The organism is Rahnella woolbedingensis (assembly GCF_003602095.1).
Taxonomy (GTDB): domain Bacteria; phylum Pseudomonadota; class Gammaproteobacteria; order Enterobacterales; family Enterobacteriaceae; genus Rahnella; species Rahnella woolbedingensis.
The window spans coordinates 86,748-110,748 of the sequence record NZ_RAHH01000012.1 but is presented as its reverse complement, the minus strand read 5'-3'; the positions used below and the strand labels follow the sequence as shown (position 1 = coordinate 110,748).

Annotated in this window: 21 protein-coding genes; 6 read left to right on the top strand and 15 right to left on the bottom strand. The window is 54.8% G+C overall.

From position 1 onward, the window contains the following. Positions 1-152: 152 nt before the first annotated feature. Complete coding sequence (locus tag D6C13_RS12090; protein WP_120132990.1) at positions 153-572, top strand: hypothetical protein; 420 nt, start codon at positions 153-155, stop codon at positions 570-572. 81 nt (positions 573-653) lie between these two features. Here D6C13_RS12090 and D6C13_RS12085 read toward each other — a convergent pair whose 3' ends face one another. The 3 genes from D6C13_RS12085 to D6C13_RS12075 are packed head-to-tail and all read right to left on the bottom strand — an operon-like array spanning position 654 to position 4,414. Next, positions 654-1,889, bottom strand: coding sequence for a c-type cytochrome (locus D6C13_RS12085; protein WP_120132989.1), 1,236 nt, complete (start codon positions 1,887-1,889; stop codon positions 654-656). Beyond that, positions 1,886-3,649 (bottom strand): GMC family oxidoreductase, encoded by a 1,764-nt coding sequence (locus D6C13_RS12080; protein ID WP_120132988.1) that lies wholly within the window; start codon positions 3,647-3,649, stop codon positions 1,886-1,888. Before D6C13_RS12080 ends, D6C13_RS12085 begins: the two co-directional genes overlap by 4 nt. A 15-nt stretch (positions 3,650-3,664) precedes the next feature. Continuing rightward, entirely contained in the window at positions 3,665-4,414 is a 750-nt protein-coding gene (locus tag D6C13_RS12075) for a gluconate 2-dehydrogenase subunit 3 family protein (RefSeq protein ID WP_120132987.1), read from the bottom strand. A gap of 423 nt (positions 4,415-4,837) precedes the next feature. On the opposite strand from D6C13_RS12075, the gene D6C13_RS12070 reads away from it, so the two are divergent. Further along, positions 4,838-6,331, top strand: a complete 1,494-nt coding sequence (locus D6C13_RS12070; RefSeq protein ID WP_120132986.1) for a YchO/YchP family invasin — start codon at positions 4,838-4,840, stop codon at positions 6,329-6,331. 10 nt (positions 6,332-6,341) lie between these two features. Here D6C13_RS12070 and narL read toward each other — a convergent pair whose 3' ends face one another. Both narL and narX read right to left on the bottom strand, forming a co-directional pair. After that, a complete protein-coding gene (gene narL, locus D6C13_RS12065) occupies positions 6,342-6,992 on the bottom strand; it encodes a two-component system response regulator NarL (RefSeq protein WP_112290142.1) in 651 nt (216 codons plus the stop codon). Next, positions 6,989-8,800 (bottom strand): nitrate/nitrite two-component system sensor histidine kinase NarX, encoded by a 1,812-nt coding sequence (gene narX, locus D6C13_RS12060; RefSeq protein ID WP_120132985.1) that lies wholly within the window; start codon positions 8,798-8,800, stop codon positions 6,989-6,991. The genes narL and narX overlap by 4 nt, the downstream gene beginning before the upstream one ends. A gap of 359 nt (positions 8,801-9,159) precedes the next feature. Here narX and D6C13_RS12055 point away from each other — a divergent pair, with 359 nt between their 5' ends. The 4 genes from D6C13_RS12055 (at position 9,160) to D6C13_RS12040 (ending at position 13,293) form a co-directional block, all read left to right on the top strand. Next, complete coding sequence (locus tag D6C13_RS12055) at positions 9,160-10,578, top strand: NarK family nitrate/nitrite MFS transporter (protein ID WP_120132984.1); 1,419 nt, start codon at positions 9,160-9,162, stop codon at positions 10,576-10,578. A 169-nt stretch (positions 10,579-10,747) separates the two neighbouring features. Next, positions 10,748-11,728 (top strand): alpha/beta hydrolase, encoded by a 981-nt coding sequence (locus tag D6C13_RS12050; protein ID WP_120132983.1) that lies wholly within the window; start codon positions 10,748-10,750, stop codon positions 11,726-11,728. Between the two features lie 47 nt (positions 11,729-11,775). Next, positions 11,776-12,696 carry a LysR family transcriptional regulator gene (locus D6C13_RS12045; protein ID WP_120132982.1) on the top strand — a complete coding sequence of 307 codons (921 nt, stop codon included), beginning with the start codon at positions 11,776-11,778 and terminating at the stop codon, positions 12,694-12,696. A 99-nt stretch (positions 12,697-12,795) separates the two neighbouring features. Further along, positions 12,796-13,293 carry a YjjA family protein gene (locus D6C13_RS12040; RefSeq protein ID WP_120132981.1) on the top strand — a complete coding sequence of 166 codons (498 nt, stop codon included), beginning with the start codon at positions 12,796-12,798 and terminating at the stop codon, positions 13,291-13,293. 526 nt (positions 13,294-13,819) lie between these two features. On the opposite strand, the gene nth is transcribed toward D6C13_RS12040, so the two are convergent. The 10 genes from nth to D6C13_RS11990 form a co-directional block, all read right to left on the bottom strand. Continuing rightward, entirely contained in the window at positions 13,820-14,458 is a 639-nt protein-coding gene (gene nth, locus D6C13_RS12035) for an endonuclease III (protein ID WP_120132980.1), read from the bottom strand. Further along, on the bottom strand, positions 14,451-15,149 hold the full coding sequence (locus D6C13_RS12030) for an electron transport complex subunit E (protein WP_120132979.1): 699 nt from the start codon (positions 15,147-15,149) through the stop codon (positions 14,451-14,453). The genes nth and D6C13_RS12030 overlap by 8 nt, the downstream gene beginning before the upstream one ends. Continuing rightward, positions 15,142-15,774, bottom strand: coding sequence for an electron transport complex subunit RsxG (gene rsxG, locus D6C13_RS12025; protein ID WP_120132978.1), 633 nt, complete (start codon positions 15,772-15,774; stop codon positions 15,142-15,144). The genes D6C13_RS12030 and rsxG overlap by 8 nt, the downstream gene beginning before the upstream one ends. A gap of 9 nt (positions 15,775-15,783) precedes the next feature. Continuing rightward, entirely contained in the window at positions 15,784-16,836 is a 1,053-nt protein-coding gene (gene rsxD / locus D6C13_RS12020; protein WP_120132977.1) for an electron transport complex subunit RsxD, read from the bottom strand. After that, a complete protein-coding gene (gene rsxC / locus D6C13_RS12015; protein WP_120132976.1) occupies positions 16,837-18,936 on the bottom strand; it encodes an electron transport complex subunit RsxC in 2,100 nt (699 codons plus the stop codon). 1 nt (position 18,937) lies between these two features. Further along, positions 18,938-19,504, bottom strand: coding sequence for an electron transport complex subunit RsxB (gene rsxB / locus D6C13_RS12010; RefSeq protein WP_047611978.1), 567 nt, complete (start codon positions 19,502-19,504; stop codon positions 18,938-18,940). Continuing rightward, entirely contained in the window at positions 19,504-20,085 is a 582-nt protein-coding gene (gene rsxA / locus D6C13_RS12005) for an electron transport complex subunit RsxA (RefSeq protein ID WP_095922116.1), read from the bottom strand. The genes rsxB and rsxA overlap by 1 nt, the downstream gene beginning before the upstream one ends. 40 nt (positions 20,086-20,125) lie before the next feature. Beyond that, positions 20,126-20,566, bottom strand: coding sequence for a DUF2569 domain-containing protein (locus tag D6C13_RS12000; RefSeq protein WP_112291513.1), 441 nt, complete (start codon positions 20,564-20,566; stop codon positions 20,126-20,128). A 255-nt stretch (positions 20,567-20,821) separates the two neighbouring features. Beyond that, positions 20,822-22,189, bottom strand: coding sequence for an anaerobic C4-dicarboxylate transporter DcuC (gene dcuC / locus D6C13_RS11995; RefSeq protein ID WP_120132975.1), 1,368 nt, complete (start codon positions 22,187-22,189; stop codon positions 20,822-20,824). A gap of 555 nt (positions 22,190-22,744) precedes the next feature. Further along, positions 22,745-23,953: an FAD-dependent oxidoreductase gene (locus D6C13_RS11990; RefSeq protein WP_120132974.1), complete on the bottom strand. Its 1,209-nt coding sequence runs from the start codon at positions 23,951-23,953 to the stop codon at positions 22,745-22,747. Between the last annotated feature and the right edge of the window lie 48 nt (positions 23,954-24,001).

The following is a 24,001-nucleotide window of genomic DNA, read 5'->3' as shown; positions in this document are numbered from 1 at the left end:
TTTTGTCTGCTCAGGCAATAACTGCTCAAACTTAAGCACCCAAACCGACTGGCAAAGTATCCGTGAATTATGCCATTATATAGATGAATATCTTCATCGTTACAGATTGATTTGCCTAATTGATTGGCCCTGACCAGGAAGAGGAATAGGGGATGAATGAAAACCGCCTGGTACCCGATGCGCGCAGTCAAAAAGCGTCCTTTGACTATATGGAATATTTGTCCGCATCCTGCAAAAAGAAATGGAGTTTTGTTGACGCGATTTATGGCGTGATGCCGTTCTTCGGCATGGTACTGAAATCCCGTTCTAAGAAAGAAAATTCCAGGCAGGAAGCCTTACGCGCACTGGCTTTACAGGTAGTTTCCACGCAGGTCAGCGATGAGACCAATATCGTCCGGTTGATTGAACTGGCCGAGCAGCAAAATATGTACAGCATTGATATCAACCTGCCGTACTCACTGACCGAAGAACAGCTCACCGCAATAAAAGTGGAATGCAAACATCTGGTGCAACTAAGCCAGAATAACGATCATCTGTTAGTGCAGATTATGCAGATGCCTTCCCAGCACTGATTTCTCTGTGATGCCTGCAACGTCAGGCTTGCAAAAATAAAGGCCGCTTCTGCGGCCTTTATCATTTCGACAGTTTCCTGTTTATTTCTTCAGTTCTGCACGCAGGTCTTTCACGTCGGAGGCTGACACCGGCGCGGCGGCATTTCCCCAGCTGTTACGGATATACGTCAGCACGTTCGCCACATCGGCGTCACTCATGTTGGCATCAAACGAAGGCATAGACGGCGCCGTCGGTTTGCTGTCGGTCGCGACCGGACGGCTGCCCGTCAGCACGACGCGGATAAGCGATGTCGGGTTGGTCTGATTGATGAGCGCTGAATCGGCCAGACGTGGGAACAATCCTTCCTGACCTTTGCCGTCCGGCGTATGGCACGCAGAACAACGGTCAGCATAGATGTGTTTCCCGGCCATCATGGCGTTATCTTCCGCTTTCACCGGCGCAGGCGCTTTATTCCCGCTGTCGTGACCGCTGTCTTTCAGATAAACCGCCACGGCTTTGAGATCCGCATCCGTCCAGTGTTGTGAAGAATTGGTGACTTCTTCTGCCATCGGGCCGGACGCCATATCGAAGCGGTTAGAGCCGGTCTTCAGATACTGCATCAGATCTTCCTGCGTCCAGTTGCCGATACCGGTGTGCTTATTGCTGGTGATGTCCGGTGCAACCCAGTTTTCCACCACGGCGCCTTGCAGGAATTCGCTGTCTTTGTCGCCGCCAGTCATATTTTTCGGCGTGTGACAGGTTCCGCAGTGCCCCAGGCCTTCAACAATATAAGCGCCGCGATTCCACTGTGCAGATTTATCCATCTGCGGTTTGAATTCGCCTTTGTTAAAGTTCAGCCAGTTCCAGCCCATCAGGCTGGTACGCACGTTGAACGGGAACGGCAGCTGGTTGGTTTCGACTTCGTGATGCACCGGCTGCAGGGTTTGCAGATAAGCCCAGATCGCGGCGTTATCTTCGCGGGTGACTTTGGTGTACGCCGTGAACGGCATCGCGCCGTACAGACGTTTTCCGCCGTGACCGATACCTTCAGACATCGCGCGCTGGAAGTCGTCGAAGCTCCATTTACCGATACCCGTTTGCGGATCCGGCGTGATGTTGGCGCCGACCAGACGACCAAACGGCGTTTCTATCGGCACGCCACCGGCAAAAGGTTTGGCGTCCGGCGTCGAGGCGGTGTGGCAGGCCGCACAGTCGCCCACGGTGGCCAGATAACGCCCGCGTTCTACCTGCTCGAAAGAGCCGTCGCCTGCGGCATGTGCCAGACCGGAAACGCTCAGTGCCAGTAATCCGAGTGAGAATGACGTTAACTTTTTCATGCGATCATCTCTCCCGGTTTTTTCAGATAGAAATTGCGGATGGCATGCGCGGCTTTAAACGCCAGCGCGCCCACGGTGCCGGTCGGGTTGTAACCCGGGTTCTGCGGGAACGCGGAAGCGCCGACCACAAACAGGTTGGGTACGTCCCAGACTTGCAGGTGTTTGTTCACCGAACTGGTGGACGGATCCGCGCCCATCACAAATCCGCCCACCACGTGTGAAGACTGATACGGCGTGCCGTTCCAGTGGCCTTTCATCGGGTTAGCGACCAACTGGCGCGGGTTCATCGCTTTGGCGATTTCAGCCACTTTACCGGTGCAATACGCGGCCATTTTCAGGTCGTTTTCCGGGAAGTCGAAGGTCACACGCAGCAGCGGACGGCCGAGACGGTCTTTGTAATTCGGATCGAGCGACAGATAGTTGGTTTTGGTGGTGTAGCTGCTGGCTTCACAACCAATCGACATCGAGCTGAGATAGTTAGCGACTGTGGCTTTTTTCCACTCGGAACCCCATTTTGGCGTTCCCGGTGGAACAGGTCGGTAACCGATAGGCGCGCCGCCAATTGGCGTGACGCGTATACTGCCGCCGCCGAAGAAGCCGAGACCGCTGTGGTCAAAGTTATCGTTGTTAAAATCATCAATGCCCATTCCGACCGCGCCTGCGCCGATGAACGGATTGAAGTTTTTGTCATCGAAGAACAGCTGCACGCCATTGGCGGTCTGATAAGCATAATTACGACCAGTGGTACCGCTTAACGTAACCGGATCGTAGGGTTTACCGATACCGGAAAGCAGCATCAGACGTACATTTTCAAAGGTGAATGCGCTGACAATCACCAGATCTGCTGGCTGTTCCCACTCATCGCCAGATGAATCGATGTAAATCACGCCGGTAGCGCGTTTGCCGGTGGAATCGGTCAGCACCTGCATGACTTCACAGTTGGTGCGGGCTTCAAAATTCTCTTTGCGAATAAGCGCCGGTAACACGGTAGTGATCGCGCTGGCTTTCGAATAGTTTGCACAGCCGTAGTTGGTGCAGAAACCGCAGTACGTACAGGGTCCCATTTTCACGCCGAGCGGGTTGGTGTAAGGCTCGGAAATCAGCGAAGAGGGCACCGGGAACGCTTTGTAGCCCATGTTGCGCGCTGCTTCAGCAAACAGCGTCGGGCCATAAGGCTGATCCATCGGACGGGTCGGATACTCAATTGAGCGCATCCCTTCATACGGGTTACCGCCGTCATGATGTTCGCCTTTCACATTGCTGGCTTTTCCGGAAACACCGGCCAGTCGCTCAAAAGAGGCGTAATGCGGCTCCATCTCTTCCCAGTCGGTGCCCCAGTCCTGCAACACCAGTTCTTCCGGGATGGCGTTAGCGCCGTAACGTTCGGTCAGATGGCTTTTCAGGCGGAATTCATCCGGCTGGAAACGGAAGGTAATTCCCGCCCAGTGATTACCTGCACCGCCGGTGCCATTGCCGGGATGGAAAGAACCCCATTCGCGCATCGGCAGGGCAGTTTGCGCCGGATTGTTACGGATAGTGATGGTGTTCTGGCGGGTGCGCAGCATCAGTTCCTGACGGCTGTTGTAGCGCAATTCGTCGGTGACAGTGGCCACGTTAAAATCACGGGCAGTATCGCGCCACGGGCCGCGCTCAATCGCCACCACATTCAGGCCTTCATCGCATAATTCATTGGCGATGATCGAACCGGCCCAGCCGAGCCCGATAACCACCACGTCGGTTTTAGGTAATTTCTTTGCCATAATGTTGTTCTGCCCTTAGCTTTTCATTTTCCATGCGTCGCCGCCCGAAATACTCAGCGGTTCCAGATCGAGTTTCTGGTTATGTTTGCCGACATATTCGCGGTAGTCGTAGCGTGCGCCAGGGAAGCCCAGCATTTTCCACGACACCATATTGCGGTTACCGCCATAAATAGGATCGGCGAAGAAACCTTCCATCGTATTTTTCAGCGCAATGGCGAAGAACAGTTTGGAATCGATCCCATCGAGAGCTATTTTTCCGTTTTCCAGGCCGGACAGAATTTGGTCCTGCTGATCTCCGGGCAAGTCCTTGAACAACTTCTGGTGCTGAGACTGGGTATATTTATCCAGCGCGGCCAGGCCGAGTCGGTAGCGTTGCTGGGGAACCAGCGGGGACTGATCGCCTTGTTCCGGCGTGCCTTCCTGGAAAGGGCCTTCCATGTAAAGGCGGGCGTAGGTGCCGTAGAAACCCGCCAGCTGACGGTCGATAAACACCGCGCAACCGGCTTCTTTGCCACCGGCACTCAGATTATCGGCAGGTACCAGACGGTCTACGATAGCTTCCATTGCAGCGGCTTCAGCGTCGGTGAAGAACGCCCAGCCATCGAGTTCAATTTGGGGCGGCGGGCTCGCGTCAAAGGGGCTCCACACGGGCGTACCTTTGAGCGTGACTGCGTTTGCGGCTTTGGCTGCGCCCAACACCGCTGAGGCTGCCGTGAACGAGAGGATCTGCCGGCGAGTGACACCGGGCAACGTTTTTTTGCTCATTTATGTTCCCTGTTTTTTAGAAGGGCTATGTGTTGCAACAACGGGCTATAAATGGCGTTCATCGGGTTGTTTCGGTCAGTGAAACATCCGCGGTGATAACGCCATTCTGATTTGAGATACGCTCTGCATAAGCAGTCGGGTGGCATCAAAAATCGTTAACCTGCTAAGAATAAATGAAAACACTCTGTAAAGAAAAATGGTTGATGTGTCAAAAATGTTATCAAATGTGTGTGAATTGGTGTTTTCGATGTAATTTTAGATGAAATTTTGTGATCTGATGACAAAGCATCCATATATTCATCAAGGAAATGAATTCAAATGATTTCACTTAAGAAGAGGGGGGGTGTGACCTTTTGTGGCATGAAGGTTGAATTATGCTGCTCGTGAGGTAAGATCGAATCTTACTGGCAAAATGTGTAAGGCATGACAAACGTCACAGATTTTTTTCCTGATTTATTGAAGCGTTACGCGGTCTCTGCCATCGTGGCAGCCGCAACGGCTCTCTATGCTGTAAGCGCTAGTGCGCTGACGGCAGACCCTGCCGAATACGGCGCTCTCAGCTATAACCTCAGCGGTTTTCTTCCCGCCAGCGATAATCAGTCAACGTTTAATACCGGCGCGGCACCGCAGACCAACACTCTGCCAAGCCTGGGCAGCCAGTACATTAAAAATGACACCGGGCCGAGCGCCACTGAAAAACAGCTGGCGACGACACTCAAAGAACTGGGCACCTCGACCAGCGACAGCGACGATCCGCTGCGCATTCAGGCCGAAACGCTGGCGCTGAGTCAGGCGGCAAAACTGGTCCAGAAAGAAACCAGCAGCTTACTTTCGCCGCTGGGCACGGTCAGCACCACGCTGGATGTCACCGGGCATAATCTTGACGGCAGTTCCGGTCAGCTTTTCAGCCCGTTATACAATTCTGAAAACAATCTGGTGTACAGTCAGATTGGCCTGCAAAGCGCGGCTGACGCCACGGTCGGTAATTTCGGTCTGGGTCAGCGCTTTAATACCGGCCCGTGGATGCTGGGCTACAACGCTTTTATTGATAATGATTTTGACCATCAGCTGACGCGCGGCAGTCTTGGCGCAGAGGCGTGGACGGATTATCTGCGCTTCTCAACCAACTATTATCAGCCGTTTTCCTCCTACAAAGCCGACAGCAGTACGTCTGCACAACTGCGCCGTCAGGCACGCGGTTACGATATTTCGACCAAGGGCTATTTGCCGTTTTACCGCCAGCTGGGCGCTTCGCTCAGTTACGAGCAGTATTTTGGCGATCAGGTCGATTTATTCGGTAACGGCACGCGCCAGAGTAATCCGTCGGCGGTTTCATTCGGACTCAATTACACGCCGGTACCGCTGGTAACGGTGATGGCAGAACATCAGGCGGGGCAGGACGGTGATAATCAGGATCTGGTCAAACTGACGCTCAACTACCGGCTGGGTGTTCCGCTCGCTCAGCAACTGTCATCGCAGAATGTGGCGGCGGCGCGATCGCTTCGCGGCAGCCGGATGGACATGGTAGATCGCAATAATATGCCAGTGATGGAGTTTAAACAGCGTAAAACGTTATCGGTGTATTTAGCCACGCCACCGTGGTCATTGCAGCCGGGCGAAACGGTGCCGCTGAAGCTCCAGTTACGCGCGGTGAATTCCATCGTGGCACTGAGCTGGCAGGGTGATACGCAGGCACTGAGCCTGACGCCACCGGCAAATAACCGCAACCCGGAAGGATGGAGCGTCATTGTGCCGCAGTGGGACAATTCGCCGGGTGCGGCTAACAGCTACCGGCTTTCCGTCACGGTCGAAGACAGTAAATCACAGAAAGTCACCTCGAACTGGATCACCCTCAATGTGTCCCCGCCACTGACTGCTCAGCCGCAATACGGCGATGACGCGGGGCTGAATTTTTAGAGGCTCAAACCTAAAGCACATTACTCTGCAACACCCACACGGCGGCTTCGACGCGGGATTTTAGCTTCATTTTTTTCAGCAGATGTTTGACGTGAACTTTCACCGTGCTTTCGGTGATATTCAGACGGCGGGCGATCATTTTATTCGGTAAGCCTTCGGCAATCAGCTTGATGATGTCACGCTCGCGCGGCGTCAGGGACTGAATGTCGCGGTCTCCGCTCGGGCGGCTTTCCCGCAGGCTGGCGGCCAGCACCGGTGTCAGAGCTTCGCTCAGTACCATTTTCCCCGCGGCGGCGTTGTGCAGCGCCGTCAGCAAATCTTCCGGCTCCATATCTTTGAGTAAATAACCGTCCGCGCCGCGCTTGAGCGCCGTCACCACATCATCTTCATGATTGGAGACGCTGAACACCACAATGCGCCCGGAAAGCGAGGTCTGGCGCATGCTGTCCAGCGTATCGAGACCGTTCATGCCCGGCATGTTCAGATCAAGCAAGATCAGGTCGGGATCGAGCTGTTTCGCCAGTTCCACTCCCTGTTCGCCGTTGCTGGCTTCGCCAATCACCTTCAGGCTGGTATCCAGCGCAATCAGCTGTTTAACGCCATTGCGCAGCATCGGATGATCGTCAATCAGCAAAATAGTGGAAGGGGTCATGTCGTTCATACTTGCTCCTGGGGATTAATGGGCAGGGCTTCCGGACGAAAACGGACCGTCACTTCGGTGCCGCCGTCCGGGCGTCGGGCAACCCGACATTTACCGTGTAAGGTGCTGGCGCGATCCTGCATGATGATCAGGCCATAATGATTTTGTCGTTCGACATTCGGCGAAATACCCTCGCCGTTATCGCAAATACGCAGGGTGATTTCACCGTTATCACAATGCAGGGAAAGCGAAACCTGCGTAGCCCGGGCGTGCTTATACGCATTATTCAGCGCTTCACGCGCGATATGCAGCAGATGAATACCCTGATTAGCCGGTACTGAACGCGGCGGGATCTGATAATCGAAATCTATCGTCAGACCCATGCGGCGTGAGAACTCATCGGCAGTATGTTGCAGCGCCGCCCTCAGGCCGGGGGTATTCAATGTAAGGCGGAAGGTGGTCAGTAACTCACGCAACTGACGGTAAGCGGTGCTCAGTTCGTCACGCATCTGTTGCAGCAGATTCTGATCTTCTTCGCTGAAATCACCGGCGTGCATTTGCAGACAGGCGACCTGAATTTTCAGGCATGAAAGCGACTGGGCCAGTGAGTCATGCAGCTCACGCGCAATCGCCGAACGTTCTTCCATCAGCATCAGCTGTTGCTGATGTTCGGCCTGACGCGCCAGCATCAGCGTACTGGTCAGTTGCTCAAGCAGGGTGCTCACCAGTTGTTGCTGGGCGTCATTCAGATTTTCACCCGGCGGCAGTTGCGCCAGTAATACGCCGTAATTTTCACGCTCATCGCGCAGACTCCAGCTCAGTGACTCGCTGTTATCATCGGTATGCCCGCCTTCTTGCGGACTGAGCGGCGGGCGTGACGAAGTGTTACTCAGCTCATGAAACACGCCGGCATTAAACACTTCGGCGCTGTTATTTTCGTACTGACGTAATTGCACACCGTTCAGCGGCGTCAGTGATTGCAATTCTTTCAGCACCGGCTCCATGCGCGCTTCGAGCGGCTCGCTGGTGTGAAGCTGACGGCTTACGCGATACAGATAATCCAGCATCTGATTTTTCTGCTGCAAATCGGCGGTTTTCTCCGCCACGCGTTGCGCCAGATTATCGACCATCTCCGCCAGCGCCAGAGACATGCTGTTAAGGGAATCGCCGAGAATATCCATTTCGTTATGGGCATCACCGTTGGCGACCCGGTTGCGCTGATAACGATGGCTGAAATCACCGGCGGTGATGGCACTGGCCTGAGAAAGTAAACTTCTCCACGGAGCCAGCAGGTGACGGCGCAGGAACCAGATCGTCAGCGCCAGAAGCAAAAGGGTCACGGTGACCAGACCGCGCTGGATTAGCGAAATCTGTTGTAAATGGTATTCAGTTTTATGTTCCAGTTCGGTGACCAGCGTATCGAGCTGACCGACGAATACCGCGATATTGGCAGATACATCCTGCGGACGCTTCGCGTTCAGAATCTGATCCCGCAGCGTCGTCTGCCAGTAATTACGCAACGCCAGGAATTGCGGCTGCAGGTTTTCCCGCTCAACCGCCACAAGCAAATCTGCACTGTTCTGGTCGGCTTCAATCTGGCGAATATAAGCGAGGCTTTTATCTTTACCTTCGAGCGGCACTTCGGACAACAACCGGTAGCTTTGCATGCGCAGCGAACCGGCTTTATTGATCGCGTGAGCATTGCCTTCGATGCTCCCCGCCATCCATGCGGCCATACTCATCCCGCCAATACCCAGCAGGCCAAGCAGCAACATCAGTAATGTTGTCTGGCTGACCAGCGAAAGTGAAGGCAGAACACGTTTAAGCATGGAGAAATTTCCTGGAATTTATCGGGACATTGAAAAGGTGTGGATAACCACAGCCTTGTACGGAGTGGGCATTTTTTATGATCAGGGGGAGTTTCCCTATACCTCTTTATGATTACTCCTTTATTTCCATCCTGAACGGGTCGGCAAAAATGAGGCAGGGATCTCTATATCAACTTTATGAATAATAGCAGTTTATTGGAAACCCGCCGAATACTCATAAAGGATTTGTGGTCATTTTTACGCCGTGATCCACCTGCTGTTGCGTTGATTTGCATCAACATCGGGAGGCGGGGCTCTACCTAGTGTGTGCGACATAACTTAATCATTACAACAACAATGCGTTGCCACCCGAGGTACACATGTCACATACATCAGCTTCACCGGCGGAAAAACCGTCACGCCTGTTACAGGACTGGCGTCCGGAAGATCCGGCATTTTGGGAAAAAACCGGTCATAAAGTTGCCAGCCGAAATTTGTGGATTTCTGTTCCCTGTTTGCTGCTGGGTTTCTGTGTCTGGATGCTGTTCAGCCTGGTTTCGGTCAATCTGAACAAAGTCGGTTTTAACTTCACTACCGACCAGCTGTTTATGCTGACCGCCATCCCGTCAGTTTCCGGCGCACTGCTGCGCGTGCCGTACTCCTTTATGATCCCGTTGTTCGGCGGTCGCCGCTGGACAGCAATCAGCACCGTTTTCCTGATCCTGCCATGTGCATGGCTGGGCTTTGCGGTGCAGGATACCAGCACCTCTTACAACGTCTTCCTGATCATCGCGCTGCTGTGTGGTTTCGGTGGCGCAAACTTCGCGTCGAGCATGGCCAATATCAGCTTCTTCTTCCCGAAAGCGAAGCAGGGCGGCGCGCTGGGTCTCAATGGGGGTCTGGGCAATCTGGGTGTGAGCGTGATGCAACTCGTCGCTCCGCTGGTGATTTCTCTCGGCGTTTTCGCGGCGTTCAGTGATAAACAAACGCTGGCTAATGGCTCAGACATGTGGCTGCAAAACGCCGCGTGGATCTGGGTGCCTTTCCTGCTGATTGGTACCATTGCAGCCTGGTTCGGAATGAATGATCTGGCGTCTTCTAAAGCGTCAATCCGTCAGCAATTGCCGGTACTTAAACGCGGCCACTTGTGGATCATGAGCGTGCTGTATCTGGCGACTTTCGGCTCCTTTATCGGTTTCTCTGCCGGTTTTGCGATGCTGACCAAAACCCAGTTCCCGGACGTCAATATTCTGCAATTCGCCTTCTTCGGCCCGTTCTTTGGTGCGCTGGCGCGTTCTGCGGGTGGCATGTTGTCTGACCGCCTTGGCGGTGTCCGCGTGACGCTGGTGAACTATATCGTGATGGCTATTTTCGCCGGCCTGCTGTTCCTTACCCTGCCGGTTGGCGGCGTGGGCGGTAACTTCCCAGCGTTCTTCGGGGTCTTCATGGTGCTGTTCCTGACGGCCGGTCTGGGCAGTGGTTCTACCTACCAGATGATTGCGGTTATCTTCCGTAAACTGACCACCGATCAGGCGAAAGCACGTGGCGCAAGCGACGACGAAGCCTTGCGTGAAGCCGTGACCGATACCGCTGCGGCGCTCGGTTTTATCTCTTCCATTGGTGCTATCGGCGGGTTCTTTATCCCTAAAGCCTTCGGGACTTCACTGGCGATGACCGGTTCACCGGCGGGCGCGATGAAAGTCTTCCTGGTGTTCTACGTGGTTTGTGCGTTGATCACCTGGCTGGTTTACTTACGTAAACTGAACAAAGGTTTTGCGACCAAACAAGTCAGAAAGTAATCGCGAAATTGCAGTGAATGAAACAAGGGGCTTCTGCCCCTTTTTTGTTTTCTGGTCAACATGAAATACTGAACGTAAACAGGTATAAGCCATAACTATTCAGGCTTTTTAAAACCGGCGCAGGGCGTTATAAATAACAGGGTAAATCATTTCTGATAAGGATCCCCTGATGAAAACTGCCCACCTGGTTGACCCTGAACTGCGCCCGTTACTGGAACAGATGCCGGATCGCGTTCTTGAAGTCTCTGTCCTGCATGCCATGCGCGGGCAGCGTCAGGCGGCGGCGCTGGAAAGTCTTTTACAGGACGACGGCCTGCCCGTGACCCTCACTCAGCACAACATCTGGGGGGGCGAAGAGGCGCCTGCGGTGCGTGTGGTGGTGATTTCGCCGCAGCATGAGCGAAAAGGTCGGATGGGTATTTTGCATATTCACGGCGGCGGTTACGTGCTCGGCAGTCCGGAACAGTCGACGCCCTTGACGCGCCCGACAGCGGCACAACAAGATTGCGTGATTGTTTCGGTGGATTATCGCCTCGCGCCACAAACGCCTTTCCCCGGCCCGCTGGAAGACTGCTATGCCGCGCTGGTGTGGATGACTGAACAGGCCGATGAACTGGGTATCGACCCGGCGCATATCGGTGTGATGGGCGACAGTGCCGGAGCCGGACTGGCGGCCTCGCTGGCATTACTGACCCGCGACCGTGGCGGTCCGAAACTGGCGTTTCAGAATCTGATGTATCCGATGCTCGACGACCGCACGGTGACAGATCCCAACCCTAATCCTGTGACCGGCGAATTCTCCTGGACGCGTCAGGACAATCTTTTCGGCTGGCACGCGTATCTCGGTCATGAAGCGGGTTTACCGGACATTTCCTGCTACGCCGCCGCTGCCCGCGCGCAAGATTTGGGCGGATTACCTCCGGCCTGGATAGGTGTCGGTTCAATTGATTTATTCCTCGACGAGAATATTGAGTATGCCCGCCGGTTAATCCGCGCCGGTGTACCGGTGGAGTTCAGCATCTATCCGGGCGGATTCCACGGTTTCAACGGCGATCCGGCTTATGCGCTGGCACGTCGTGCCCGTAAACAGCGTCAGGATGCCTTAGCCGGTTTTAATCCGCTGCGTCATACCCATGACTTTGGCTTATAATGGGAAACACTCCATCAGGCAAAACCACCGGCTAATCAGACACTAAATTGGATATCAAACAACTCATCTACCTTTGTAATCTCGAGCGTGAACGGCATTTTGGCAGGGCGGCGCAAGCCAGCTTTGTCAGTCAGCCGACGCTGTCGATGCGCCTCAAGAATCTCGAAAAAGAACTCGACCTTAATCTGATTAACCGCGGTAATAACTTTGAAGGTTTTACCGCCGAAGGCCTGCGGGTACTGAGCTGGGCGCGGGAAATCGTCGCCGTCTATGAAGGGTTGAAACTCGAGGTTGAATCGCTGAAACAGGGATTGAGCGGTACATTGCGTATCGGTGTTATGCCGCAATGCAGCGTGTCGCTGGCGCAGCTGATTAAAGCGGTCAGCGAAGCGCATCCTGGACTGGATTACCGGGTTTCAGAAGTCAGTGCCGATCAGCTGATTGAAGCGCTGAGCAGTCATTCGGTGGATGTGGGTATCGGTTTCTTTGAGTTCTCGACGCTGAATGAGCTGCGATTTCAGCTAGTGCCGCTCGATGACGGCGGCGTTGACGTGGTGTATCACCCGGACCATTTCCCGCACTTGCAGGGCATTGAACTAATGACCGCTGAACAGGCGGTGACATTGCCGTTATGTCTTTCTGAACCGAGCCGCTATTTCCGTCGTTATCTGGATAATTTTTTCCGTCAGTCCGGGCTGGAATTGCATCCGACGCTGGAAAGCACGTCAATTTTTCAGCTGATGCAGGGCGTATTTGTCGGCATCGGCTGTGCGCTGGTGCCGCGCGGGCATCTTATTGATGAAATGCATCCTGCACTGAAACGTTGTCCGCTGGATATCACACCCATGAGCCGCCACGCCGCACTGGTGGTCGCCGAAGGGGGAAGGGCTACGCCACTGGCTCAGCACTTCTTCACCGCCGCCGGTGTCTGGCTGGCGCAGCAGCAAACGCTTAAAGCCGCTAAATAAACATGTTCAGGCAATTTCCCTCCGGTATTCCTATTGATACGGTGAATGTTTAAGCCCAAAATTTGCCGCGATACTTATTTGAAAAGGATGGAGTAAGACATGAAAACTTTGAAAGCGGTTGTTCTGGCGATGGCCTCTGCGGGTATTTTGCTTTCAGCAGGCGCACAGGCCTCGAATAATCTTCTGGGACAACTGCAGCAGGCTGCCAACGACGGACTGAATGGCACCAGCAGCAAAACCGGTTCTGCCGGCACCACTTCTTCGCTGACTTCCCTGCTCAGCGGCGGCGACAGCGCACTGACCTCGACCAGCGCGTCAAACGCGGCGGGTGTTTTGCAATATTGCGTGAAGAATAATGTGCTTTCTAAAGCCAGCACCGACAACGTGAAGGACCAGCTTCTGGACAAACTGGGGATCCAGAGCGCGTCCGGCGCAGAAAGTCAGGATTATCAGCAAGGGCTGGGCGGTTTACTGAAAACCGGTAAAGATCAGAGCGTGGATCTGAACAACCTCGGCAGCGGGCTGACGCAGGTGAAAGACAAAGTGAAAGCCAAAGCGTGTGATGTGGTACTGAAGCAGGCGAAATCGTTTATTTAATTGCAGAGGCCGCTGCAATGGCGGCTTTCAAATTCAAGTTCAAGTTCAAGTTCAAGGTCGTGGGCGTCGGCCCACACCGACAAAACCTTGGGTTGCCACCCAAACTGGCCTTAAGAGGCGCCTATCGCCGCGCCTCTTAAGAATCTCCGGCTCTTTCATTGCGCGCTCTGCTCGCTGGCTATGTTTCAGGTGCCGTGGCGACAGCCGCAAAATCCCGCCGCTGCGCGGTTCCCTTCGTTCGGGTTACAACCCGCGCAAACTAACGCGCGGTTTTCCACCTCTCCTCCGGCGTGATTTTGGAACCGGCCTCAGACTTATACTTCACAACCTCACTATCTTAAATTTTTAAAAAAGCCGCGGGCGTTTCAGAAAGCTTGCTGAATGAGAGGTTGCAGACCTGAGGCTGCAATCGTGAAATGAAGGCACCGCGCAGCGGCAAGATTTCCAGCCTGTCGCTGGGGTTGCTGAAATATAATTTGCTCAATTCTATTTGACGACATTTAAAGGGATCGCAAGGGAAGCCCTTTCACTCCGCATAGACCTTCTCTTTGCTCTCGCACAGGTCCTCAATCAGACAGCTCCCGCATCGCGGTTTGCGTGCAATGCAGGTATAGCGACCGTGCAAAATCAGCCAGTGGTGGCAATCGAGTTTGAACTCTGCCGGCACCACTTTCAGTAATTTTTCTTCGACGTCTTCCACCGTTTTCCCCGGCGCAAACTTTGTCCGGTTACACACGCGGAAAATGTGCGTATCGACGGCAATGGTCGGCCAGCCGAAGGCGGTGTTAAGGACTACGTTCGCGGTTTTACGGCCGACGCCCGGCAGGGCTTCCAGGGCAGCGCGATCTTCCGGTACTTCGCCGTTGTGCTTTTCCAGCAGGATACGGCAGGTTTTAATCACGTTTTCGGCTTTAGAATTGAACAGGCCGATGGTCTTGATGTATTCCTTCACGCCGTCCACGCCCAGCGCCAGAACGGATCCAGGGGTGTTGGCGACCGGATACAACTTTGCCGTCGCCTTGTTCACGCTGACATCCGTGGCCTGCGCGGAAAGCAGAACCGAAATCAGCAGCTCGAACGGTGTGGTGTACACCAGTTCCGTGGTCGGATGCGGGTTGTTGTCCCGCAAACGGCTGAGGATCTCGACGCGTTTTTCCTTATTCATGCACACTTCCCTTTGGCAGACTTTCTTTCGCGGCAACCTGCTGCACCGCTTTACGCGCTTTCATGCGCTGATCAATCATGTATTTCCCCGCCAGCAGCAGTCCGAGGCCGATAAAGGCGCCCGGTGGCAGCATCGCCAGCAGGAACGGGTTATCCAGATGAATCACTTCCACGCGCAGTACTTTCGCCCAGCTGCCGAGCAGTAAATCCGCGCCATTGAACAGCACGCCGCTGCCCAGAATTTCACGCATCGAACCGAGCACGAACATCGCGCAGGTGGCACCCAGACCGGTCATCGCACCGTCGAGCGCAGCCAGATGGACAGGGCTGCTGGCGGCGCAGGCTTCGGCGCGTCCGACCACAATACAGTTGGTCACAATCAGCGGGATAAAAATCCCCAGCGCCTGATACAGACCGAACGCATAGGCGTTAATCAGCATCTGCACGGTACTCACGACGGAGGCGATAATCAGCACGTAAATCGGGATGCGGATTTCATCCGGGATCCACTTACGGAACGCGGAAATCATGGCGTTGGTACAGGTCAGCACCAGCGTGGTGGCCAGTCCTAAACCGAGGGCGTTGGTGGCGGTGGACGTCACGGCCAGCAGCGGACAAAGCCCGAGCAGCTGCACCAGCGAGGAGTTATTGGTCCACAGACCCTGAACGATTATCTTTCTGGCTTCACTCATCACGGGCTCCACAAGGGGTGAGGTGGGAAAGCTGAGACGGTACCGTCCCGATAAATAATGTTGTGCGTTTTACCGAGCGTACAACGGCGCGCGGAGTAATGGTCGCGCCGGTAAACTGATCAAACATACCGCCATCTTTCTTCACCGCCCAGCGCTCATCGCTTGCGCCATTAACGGTCTGATTGGCGAAATGCTTGATCCAGTCGGAAATACGTACTTCAATTTTGTCACCCAGCCCCGGCGTTTCATGCTGTTCCAGCACGCGGGAACCGTAAACTTTGCCATGAAAATCAGCGGCAACCAATAACTGAATCGCACCGGAATAGCCGTCAGGTGCGGTGGTTTCGACCACAGCCGCCACCGGTTGCCCGTTCTTACGAGCCAGATACATCCGGTGCGGCGTGGCGGTTCCCAGTGACGTATCAGTGACGTTGTAACATTCATTCTGCAGGTCGTTATCGTAGACACTGGCCGGGATCACCTGATCAAACAGCGATTTTTGCTGTAACAGTGCCTGATGGGCAATCGTCGGTTTGGTCATCAGATTGACCAGCGCCGTCATGCCGGTCATCAGTGCGCCAAAGAAAGCCAGGATCAGGCCGTGGCGTCGCATTGTAGCTAACATAATTCTTCCTCAGCGATGCCCGTAAACACGTGGTTGCGTGTAGTGATCAATCAGTGGCACGGTAATGTTGGCCAGTAAAACCGCGAAGGCGATACCGTCCGGATAACCGCCGTAACTGCGGATAAGCCACACCAGTAAACCAATGAGCGCACCAAAAATCAGGCGGCCTTTCGGCGTGGTGGAAGCGGTCACCGGATCGGTTGCGATAAAGAACGCGCCAAGCATCGTCGCGCCGGAGAACAGCCCGACCAGCGGCGAGGAATAACTTTCCGGCGACAGACCCCATGCAATACCTGAGCAGAAGACCAGCATACCTAACATCGCCACCGGGATGTGCCAGCTGATGATTTTGCGCCACATCAGGAACAGGCCACCGGCCAGGAACCCGAGGTTAATCCACTGCCAGCCCAGACCGGCCAGCGTGCCGCCAAACAGCGGTGTGCCCAGAATTTGATCAGCGGTATGCCCGGAACGCAGACCGGTTTTAAACGCATCCAGCGGAGTCGCCTGCGTCACGCCATCCACATTCATGTTCAACTGATACGCCGTCAGGCTCTGACTGTTGTGGCCGGTAAAAATGGTCAGCAGCGTGTCGGTGAATCCGACGTGATGATGTTGCAGGGCATCCGGCGGCAGCCAGGTGGTCATCTGCACCGGGAACGAAATCAGCAGCACCACATAACCGACCATCGCCGGGTTAAACGGATTCTGACCCAGACCGCCGTAGAGCTGTTTGGCGATGATGATGGCGAAAATCGTGCCGAGCACTACCATCCACCACGGGCCGAGCGGTGGCAGGCTGACGCCGAGTAAAACCGCGGTCAGCAGGGCGCTGTTATCGCCCAGACGTTTTTTCACCGGCAGTTTGCGCAGCTGTAAAACCGCGCCTTCTGCCAGCAGGGCAATCACGATAGCCAGCGTCAGTTGAACCAGCGTGCCGTAACCAAAAAACCAGACCTGAGCTGCCAGGCCGGGAATACACGCCAGGATCACCATCATCATGATGGTGCTGGTATTCTGGCGGTTATGCGTAAAAGGTGAACTTGCGATCCTGAAGGCCATCTATTCCTCGTTCGACATTGTCTGAGCGGCTTTACGGGCCTTAACTCGGGCGATCGCAGCAGCCACAGCGGCTTTGCGTGGATCACTTTCTTGTTGTGATGTTTCTTTTTCTTGCGGTTCAGCGTCCTGCGCTTCACTCAGTGCGGCGGCTTTCTTCGCTTTGGCACGGGCGATAGCCGCTGCCACTGCCGCTTTACGTTTGTCGTCAGCCGTGAGTTCTGCTGGTGACGTTGTCACGTTTGCTTCGGCATTTACCGATTGTACGGCGGCTTTTTTAGCTTTCACACGGGCGATGGCGGCGGCAACGGCGGCCTTACGGTCATCTTCCGCCGGAGCCTGCGGGGCCACGGCCAGTTCGCTTTCTTTTGCTTCAACGACGACGCCGGTATTTCCGGCTTTCTTGGCTTTCACGCGGGCGATAGCCGCCGCCACGGCAGCTTTGCGGTCATCCTCCGCCGATGGCGGTGTTTCAGGCACCGGCTCGGAAGCCACCGGAATTTCCTGTTCAGCTGCGGCTTTTTTCGCTTTAGCACGGGCAATAGCCGCGGCCAGCGCGGCTTTACGCGGATCGGCTTCGGCAGGTTCTGACACCGCTTCAGCGACCGGCGCTGCTTCCACCGGCGTTTCGTCCAGCTTCACGGCCGCTTTCTGATGTTTCTCTTCACGCGCTAACTTCTCGCGTTCCATGCGCGCCTGTTTGGCTTCGAAGCGGGCTTTGGCTTCGGTAGCGCGGGCGGTTTCGCTGTCGATGGCGCGGATTTCGGCCTTTTCCTGCCGGTAATACTGCACCAGCGGAATGTTGCTCGGGCAGACGTAGGCACAGGCACCACATTCGATACAGTCGAACAGATTATGCTTACGCGCTTTCTCGTGTTCTTCGCCTTTGCTGAACCAGTAAAGTTGCTGTGGCAGCAGACCCGCCGGGCAGGATTCTGCGCACAGGCTGCAACGGATACAGGCTTCTTCCTGCTCGGGCTGACCGAGTTCGGATTGAGACGGGGCCAGCAGGCAGTTGGAAATTTTGACCACAGGCACATTGAGCGACGGCAGGGTAAAGCCCATCAGCGGGCCGCCCATAATCACCATCTTTTTGTCGCCCTGCGGCTGCAATTCACCTTCACGCATCAGATGTTCAATCGGGGTACCCAGACGCGCCCAGACGTTGCCGGGTTTTGCCATCGCTTCGCCGGTCAGCGTGACTACGCGCTCAATCAGCGGTTCGCCGTCGATAATTGCGCGTTTAATGGCAAACACGGTGCCGACGTTTTGCATCAGCACGCCGATAGAAGAGGAGTGATGACCTTTCGGCACTTCGAGACCGGTCAGAATTTTGGTCAGCTGTTTCGCGCCGCCGGAAGGGTATTTGGTCGGGATCACCCGCAGCTCGATGCGCACACCATCAGCCTGTTCGGCTTTGATCGCCGCTTTAAAAGCCGCAACGGCCTCGGGCTTATTATCTTCGATGCCGATCAGTACGCGTTCGGGATGCAGCATATGGCACAGAATGCGCGTGCCCTCGAGGATTTCGGCGGCATGTTCCTGCATCAGCCGGTCATCAGCGGTGATGTAAGGCTCGCATTCGGCGGCGTTAAGGATAAGCGTGCGCGTGGACGTCAGGCCGCCTGCCAGTTTGCTGGCGGTCGGGAAACCTGCACCGCCCAGCCCGGCGATACCGGCCTGGCTGATTTGCTGATTCAGTTCATCGGCAGAAAGCGCGCGATAATCGGTAATGAATTCACGCTCGCACCAGGTATCAAGACCGTCGGCTTCAATCAATACACACAGTTCTTTCAGGCCGGAAGGGTGCGCGGTGATGTGCGGTTCAATGGCAGTGATGACGCCCGACGTCGGCGCATGTACCGGCACCGTACGGCCACGGCCTGTGGTCAGTGGCTGACCTTTCAAAATACGGTCGCCAGCTTTTACACACAGCTCGCCCTCAGGGCCAAGATGTTGCTGAAGAGGGATGATAAAGCGCTCAGGCAGCGGCACGTTGCGCAGCGGAACGTGGCTCGACTGAGTCTTCATTTCAGGCGGATGAATCCCCCCGTCGAAGTCCCAGATTTTGTCTTTTTTGAGCGCGGCAAACAGATTAAACATGTTACTCCGCATGGATGACCTGAACCGGAATGGACTGCAAATCCCACTTCCAGTTTGCGGTGGTGGTTTTTACCGGCAGCATTTCAATGCAGTCGGTCGGACACGGCGCGACGCAAAGGTCACAGCCGGTACATAAATCGGTGATCACGGTATGCACGGCGCGGGTGGCGCCGACGATGGCATCGACCGGGCAGGCCTGAATGCACTTGGTACAGCCGATGCAGTTACTCTCGTCGATGTAGGCGACTTTGCGCACCGGCACAGCGGCAGCGGCATCTTCGCCCATCGGTTGCGGCTCTACATTCAAGAGGGTGGCAAGCTTGAGCATTACCGCTTCGCCGCCCGGCACGCATTTATTGATGTTGTCGCCATTAGCGACCGCTTCGGCGTAGGGTTTACAGCCGGGATAGCCGCACTGCGCGCACTGACTTTGCGGCAGGATATCGTCAATCTGATCGACAACCGGGTTGCCTTCGACGGCAAAACGGCGCGATGCGTAGCCCAGCAGCAGGCCAAAAACCAGCGCCAGAGCGGTCAGTGCGCCAATCGCTACCCATAATTCAAACATTAGAATTTCACCAGACCTGTGAAGCCCATAAAGGCTAATGACATCAGGCCAGCCGTGACCAGCGCAATCGAAGAACCTTTGAACGGCGCAGGGACATCAGCCACCACCAGACGTTCACGAATGGCGGCGAACAGCACCATCACCAGCGAGAAACCGAGCGAGGCGGCAAATCCGTACAGAGCGGACTGCATAAAGTTGAACTGCTGGTTGATGTTCAGCAGTGCCACGCCCAGCACGGCGCAGTTAGTGGTGATCAGCGGCAGAAAGATACCCAGCAGGCGATAGAGCGACGGGCTGGTTTTGCGCACCACCATTTCGGTGAACTGCACGACAACGGCGATCACCAGAATAAAAGCCATGGTGCGCAGATACACCAGACCCAGCGGCATCAGTATGAAAGTGTTCACAATCCACGAGCAGATATTCGACAAGGTGATCACGAACGTGGTCGCCAGCCCCATGCCGATCGCTGATTCCAGTTTCTTGGAAACGCCCATAAACGGGCACAGGCCAAGAAACTTAACCAGTACGAAGTTATTTACCAGCACAGTGCCGACAAAAAGTAATAAATAAGAGGTCATGACAATTGCCCGGACATAATAAACATTAAAAACTTCAGGGTTATTCCGTGAAGGTTTCTTTTACCCGCAATGAGCGCTTGAAATAAGGCACAAAGACAGCGGCGGCCAATAAAGGTAACAATAAGTTACGCACGGCCAGGTCATCTGTAACTGGCGAGAATGCAAAGGCTTTTACCGCCAGGAGCACCGTACACAATAACCAGATAATATACATTTTCGGTAAGGCTCTTGCGCGCTTACAGAATTGCCACAGTACCGCGACGGTAAATGCCCCCATCGCCAGCGTGGTCACCACGGAGAAATACCATTGCAGGGTAAAAGCCTGCGAGTTGGTGAATAAGTATTCACGAGATTCCGGCACAAATAATGCCATTGAAAACAGGAACAGCATTAATACGACGCTCAGCAGCGTCACAATCAGATACGCCATCGGGGCCAGTAACCACCCGCCAATACGTTTATAGCCCGGATTATTCGACATAAAAGCTTTTCTCACGCTGGTTTCGCCATCAAATCAGCACAGGGAGAGTTCCCCGACCTTCAAGGCGCAGTAGCTTAACCTGTGAGAGGCATTCTCGTTATCGTATTTATGTGATCAATACCTTTATCCTTCACGCCGTCTCTGCGTTGGCTGCCTTCACGCGCCCCGGTCACATACTTTTGTATGCTCCCGGGGACTTGCTCAGTTGCCGCCTTGATACAACCTGAATGATTCAGGTTGTAAAATCGGGGAGGGTCAGTGCACCGGCACCAGAATTTCAGTGGCGACAACCACCACAATCAGGCCGACCAGCACGGGAACGGAGGTCCGTTTTACCACTTCGAAAGGGGATATTTTTGCCATACCGGCCACGGCCACGACGACGCCGGAAACCGGTGAAATGGTGCGTCCCAGATTGGACGCCTGCAACATCGGGATAACCAGATATTCAGGGTTGATGCCCATTTTGGCGGCCAGCTTCGGAATCAGTTCGACGAACGCATAGAATGACGCATTACCGGAGCCGGTGGTCATGGCGGCCAGCACGGTGATCACCACCAGAACCAGCATCATCACAATGCTGCCGGAACCGAAGTTTTGCGCCAGTCCGATCAGGCTGCTGATAAATCCGACAGTGCTGAGCCCCTGCGCGAATACGCCAGCCGCGACCAGCAGCATCACCACGTTGGCGAAGGCATCTGCCATGCCGCGATAAGCCACGTCCAGACCGGCGAAGACGGCTTTGCCGTTACGGTTACGCAGCGTTTCAATGATGGCGGTCAGCAGCATACAAATCACCAGAATGGTGATGATATGCAGATTCGGGCCCCATTTACCGTCAAAAATCAGCACACCGATAATCGGCGTGAAAGGCAAAATGGCGTAGAAAGCGGGCGCATTGGTTTCCACCACATCGTCCGCATTGGAATCGATGGCATCCACCTGCGTCGTGGTATCGCGTTTATCCAGATAGCGTTGCCAGAAGAAGTGCGCGACTGCCATCGCCACAATGGCAGCAATGGAAATCGGCAGGGTGACTTTAAAGGCAAAATCCACCAGCGGCATGTTTGCTGCCTGCGCCGCCAGCACCACATCGCCGGACGTCGGGGAAAGAATAATCGCCGCCGGAGACGCACAAATCGCCGCCGCCGCGCCACGGCTGATGCCGACGTTGACCATAATCGGGAACAGCGTCGCCATCAGCAACACGCCCAGACCGGTCGCCGAAGACACCGCCAGTGACATCAGACAGGCCAGAATATAGGCCGCGACCATCAGAATATAAGGGGAGTTAATCATCTGCAACGGGCGGGACGCCAGTTTGACCACCACGTCGTTGGCACCAATATGCGTCATATACGCTGCAAATCCGCACAGCATCATAATCATCATGCCGAGATCGCCGCCGCGGCTCATCAGCAGAATTTTGACGTATTCAACGATATCCGTCGCATTCCAGCCGGTACTTTTGGTGCCTTCCGGCAGGATACTGTGACCCATAATGGCGCTGATGATCAGCAGCAACAGCCCGCCCACCATGAGAACGCCGGTGGGTGAGTAACCTTTGATGATATACCGCCCGACAAACACGGCGACCACCAGTCCGATGAGTAATTCCAGCATATTTATATTCCCCGAGATGAAATTTGGATCCAAGTGAAAGGCGGGCACTATGCCGAAATAGCTCACCGGGCGTAATGACGCTTATCAATTATGGGTGATGAAAAGGCGGGGAATATTAAAATATGTGATGTTTGACGGACATCACCAGGGCCGTTTAAAATAACTTCAAGGTCGTGGGCGTCGGCCCACACCGACTATTTCAGGTTTCGAGCCATAGGTCTCGAACCATTCATTCGGTGCCATTTTTGATCACGCCAATATACTTATCTAAAAGATTAATCCATTCCATTTTTGAATTTAAAATCCTGCGGGCGTTTCAGAAAGCTTGCTGAACGGAGCGGCTTCGAGACCTGTGGCTCGAAGACCGAGTGAAGGAACCGCAAAGCGGCAAGCTTTCAGCCTGTCGCCGTGCTACCTGAAACATAGCAAGTGAGCGGTAGCGCGCAGTTAAAAAAGCGTGGAGTCCAGAGGCCCGCGCGTTACCGGGTCTCTGGTCGGTGTGGGCCGATGCCCACGACCTTGATCTTTGGGCCAGTTTGGGTAGCAAACCCAAAATCAAAGCTTCGGGATCTCCCGGTAAAACCCGACTCCGATCAGGCGTCCAAACAAAAAAGGGATAAATTTCCTGCCCCGCAGCCACAGCTCCATACGGGATGGCGGTCGGGTGTGTTTCTTCTGTCCCGCCTTGCTGATCATTATCTGCAAGGCCTGCGTCGCCCAGGTCGGGAACGTCCGGCGGCGCTGGATGCGTTTTAAATGCCGGAGCGTCAGGCGCCCGGTTTTCAGCGGCTCGGCGATAATATTCGCTGTCGCGACAGCGTCCTGAATCGCCAGATTCACGCCGACGCCGCCAATTGGCGACATCGCATGGGCTGCGTCGCCGATGCACAGCAGCCCCGGTTTCGCCCATTGTTTCAGGCGGTCAATACGGATCACCAGCAGACGCACGTCGTCCCAGCTGAGAATATCCTCCGCTAAGCGCGGACGTTCAAACGGCGACACTTCGGTCAGCAGGTCAAGGAAGGGCGGGATGCCCTGTGCTTTGAGCGTATCCAGACTGTCTTTGGGGATCGAATACCCGCACTGCCAGTAATCACCGCGGTCGATCATGATGAAGTTTTTCTTCGGGCCGCGATGCCCCATCGACCACTGCGGATCGTCCGGCCGTTTATGGATTTTCAGCCACAACACGTCACGCGGTGCGCCGTAACGACGGATTTCCATCCCTGCCTGTTCGCGAACTATGGAGTTACGTCCGTCGCAGCCCACCACCAGACTGGCATCGAAACGCCGCGTTTCGCCGTTCACTTCGGCCAGAACACCGGAGACCTGACATTTATCTTCCAGTAACGACAGCACCTGCGCGTTGTGGATCAGCCGGAAGTTTGGCAACTGCGCGGCCTTGCTGGCGATAAAGTTAAGGAAATCCCACTGCGGCCTAAATGCGATGAATTTGCACTGCGTCGGCAGATGGGTGAAGTCCGCCAGCGTGGTTTCTTCGCCGTTGATTTCGCCGTAGAGCTTTTCCGCACGCTGATGTGGCAGGGCGAGGAACTCCTCAAGAAAACCCAGCTGCCAGATGATGTCCAGCGTCGATGGATGAATGGTATCGCCGCGAAAATCGCGCAAAAAGTCACGATGCTTTTCCAGCACGGTAACGTCAATTCCCTTACGCGCCAGAAGATACCCCAGCATTAATCCTGCGGGACCGCCGCCGACGATGCAGCAGGACGCTGCTGCACAGGACTCAGTGTTCGGTGTCATGCCAACCTGCCTGACCGGATGAATTTACATGATAACAATTATCATTTG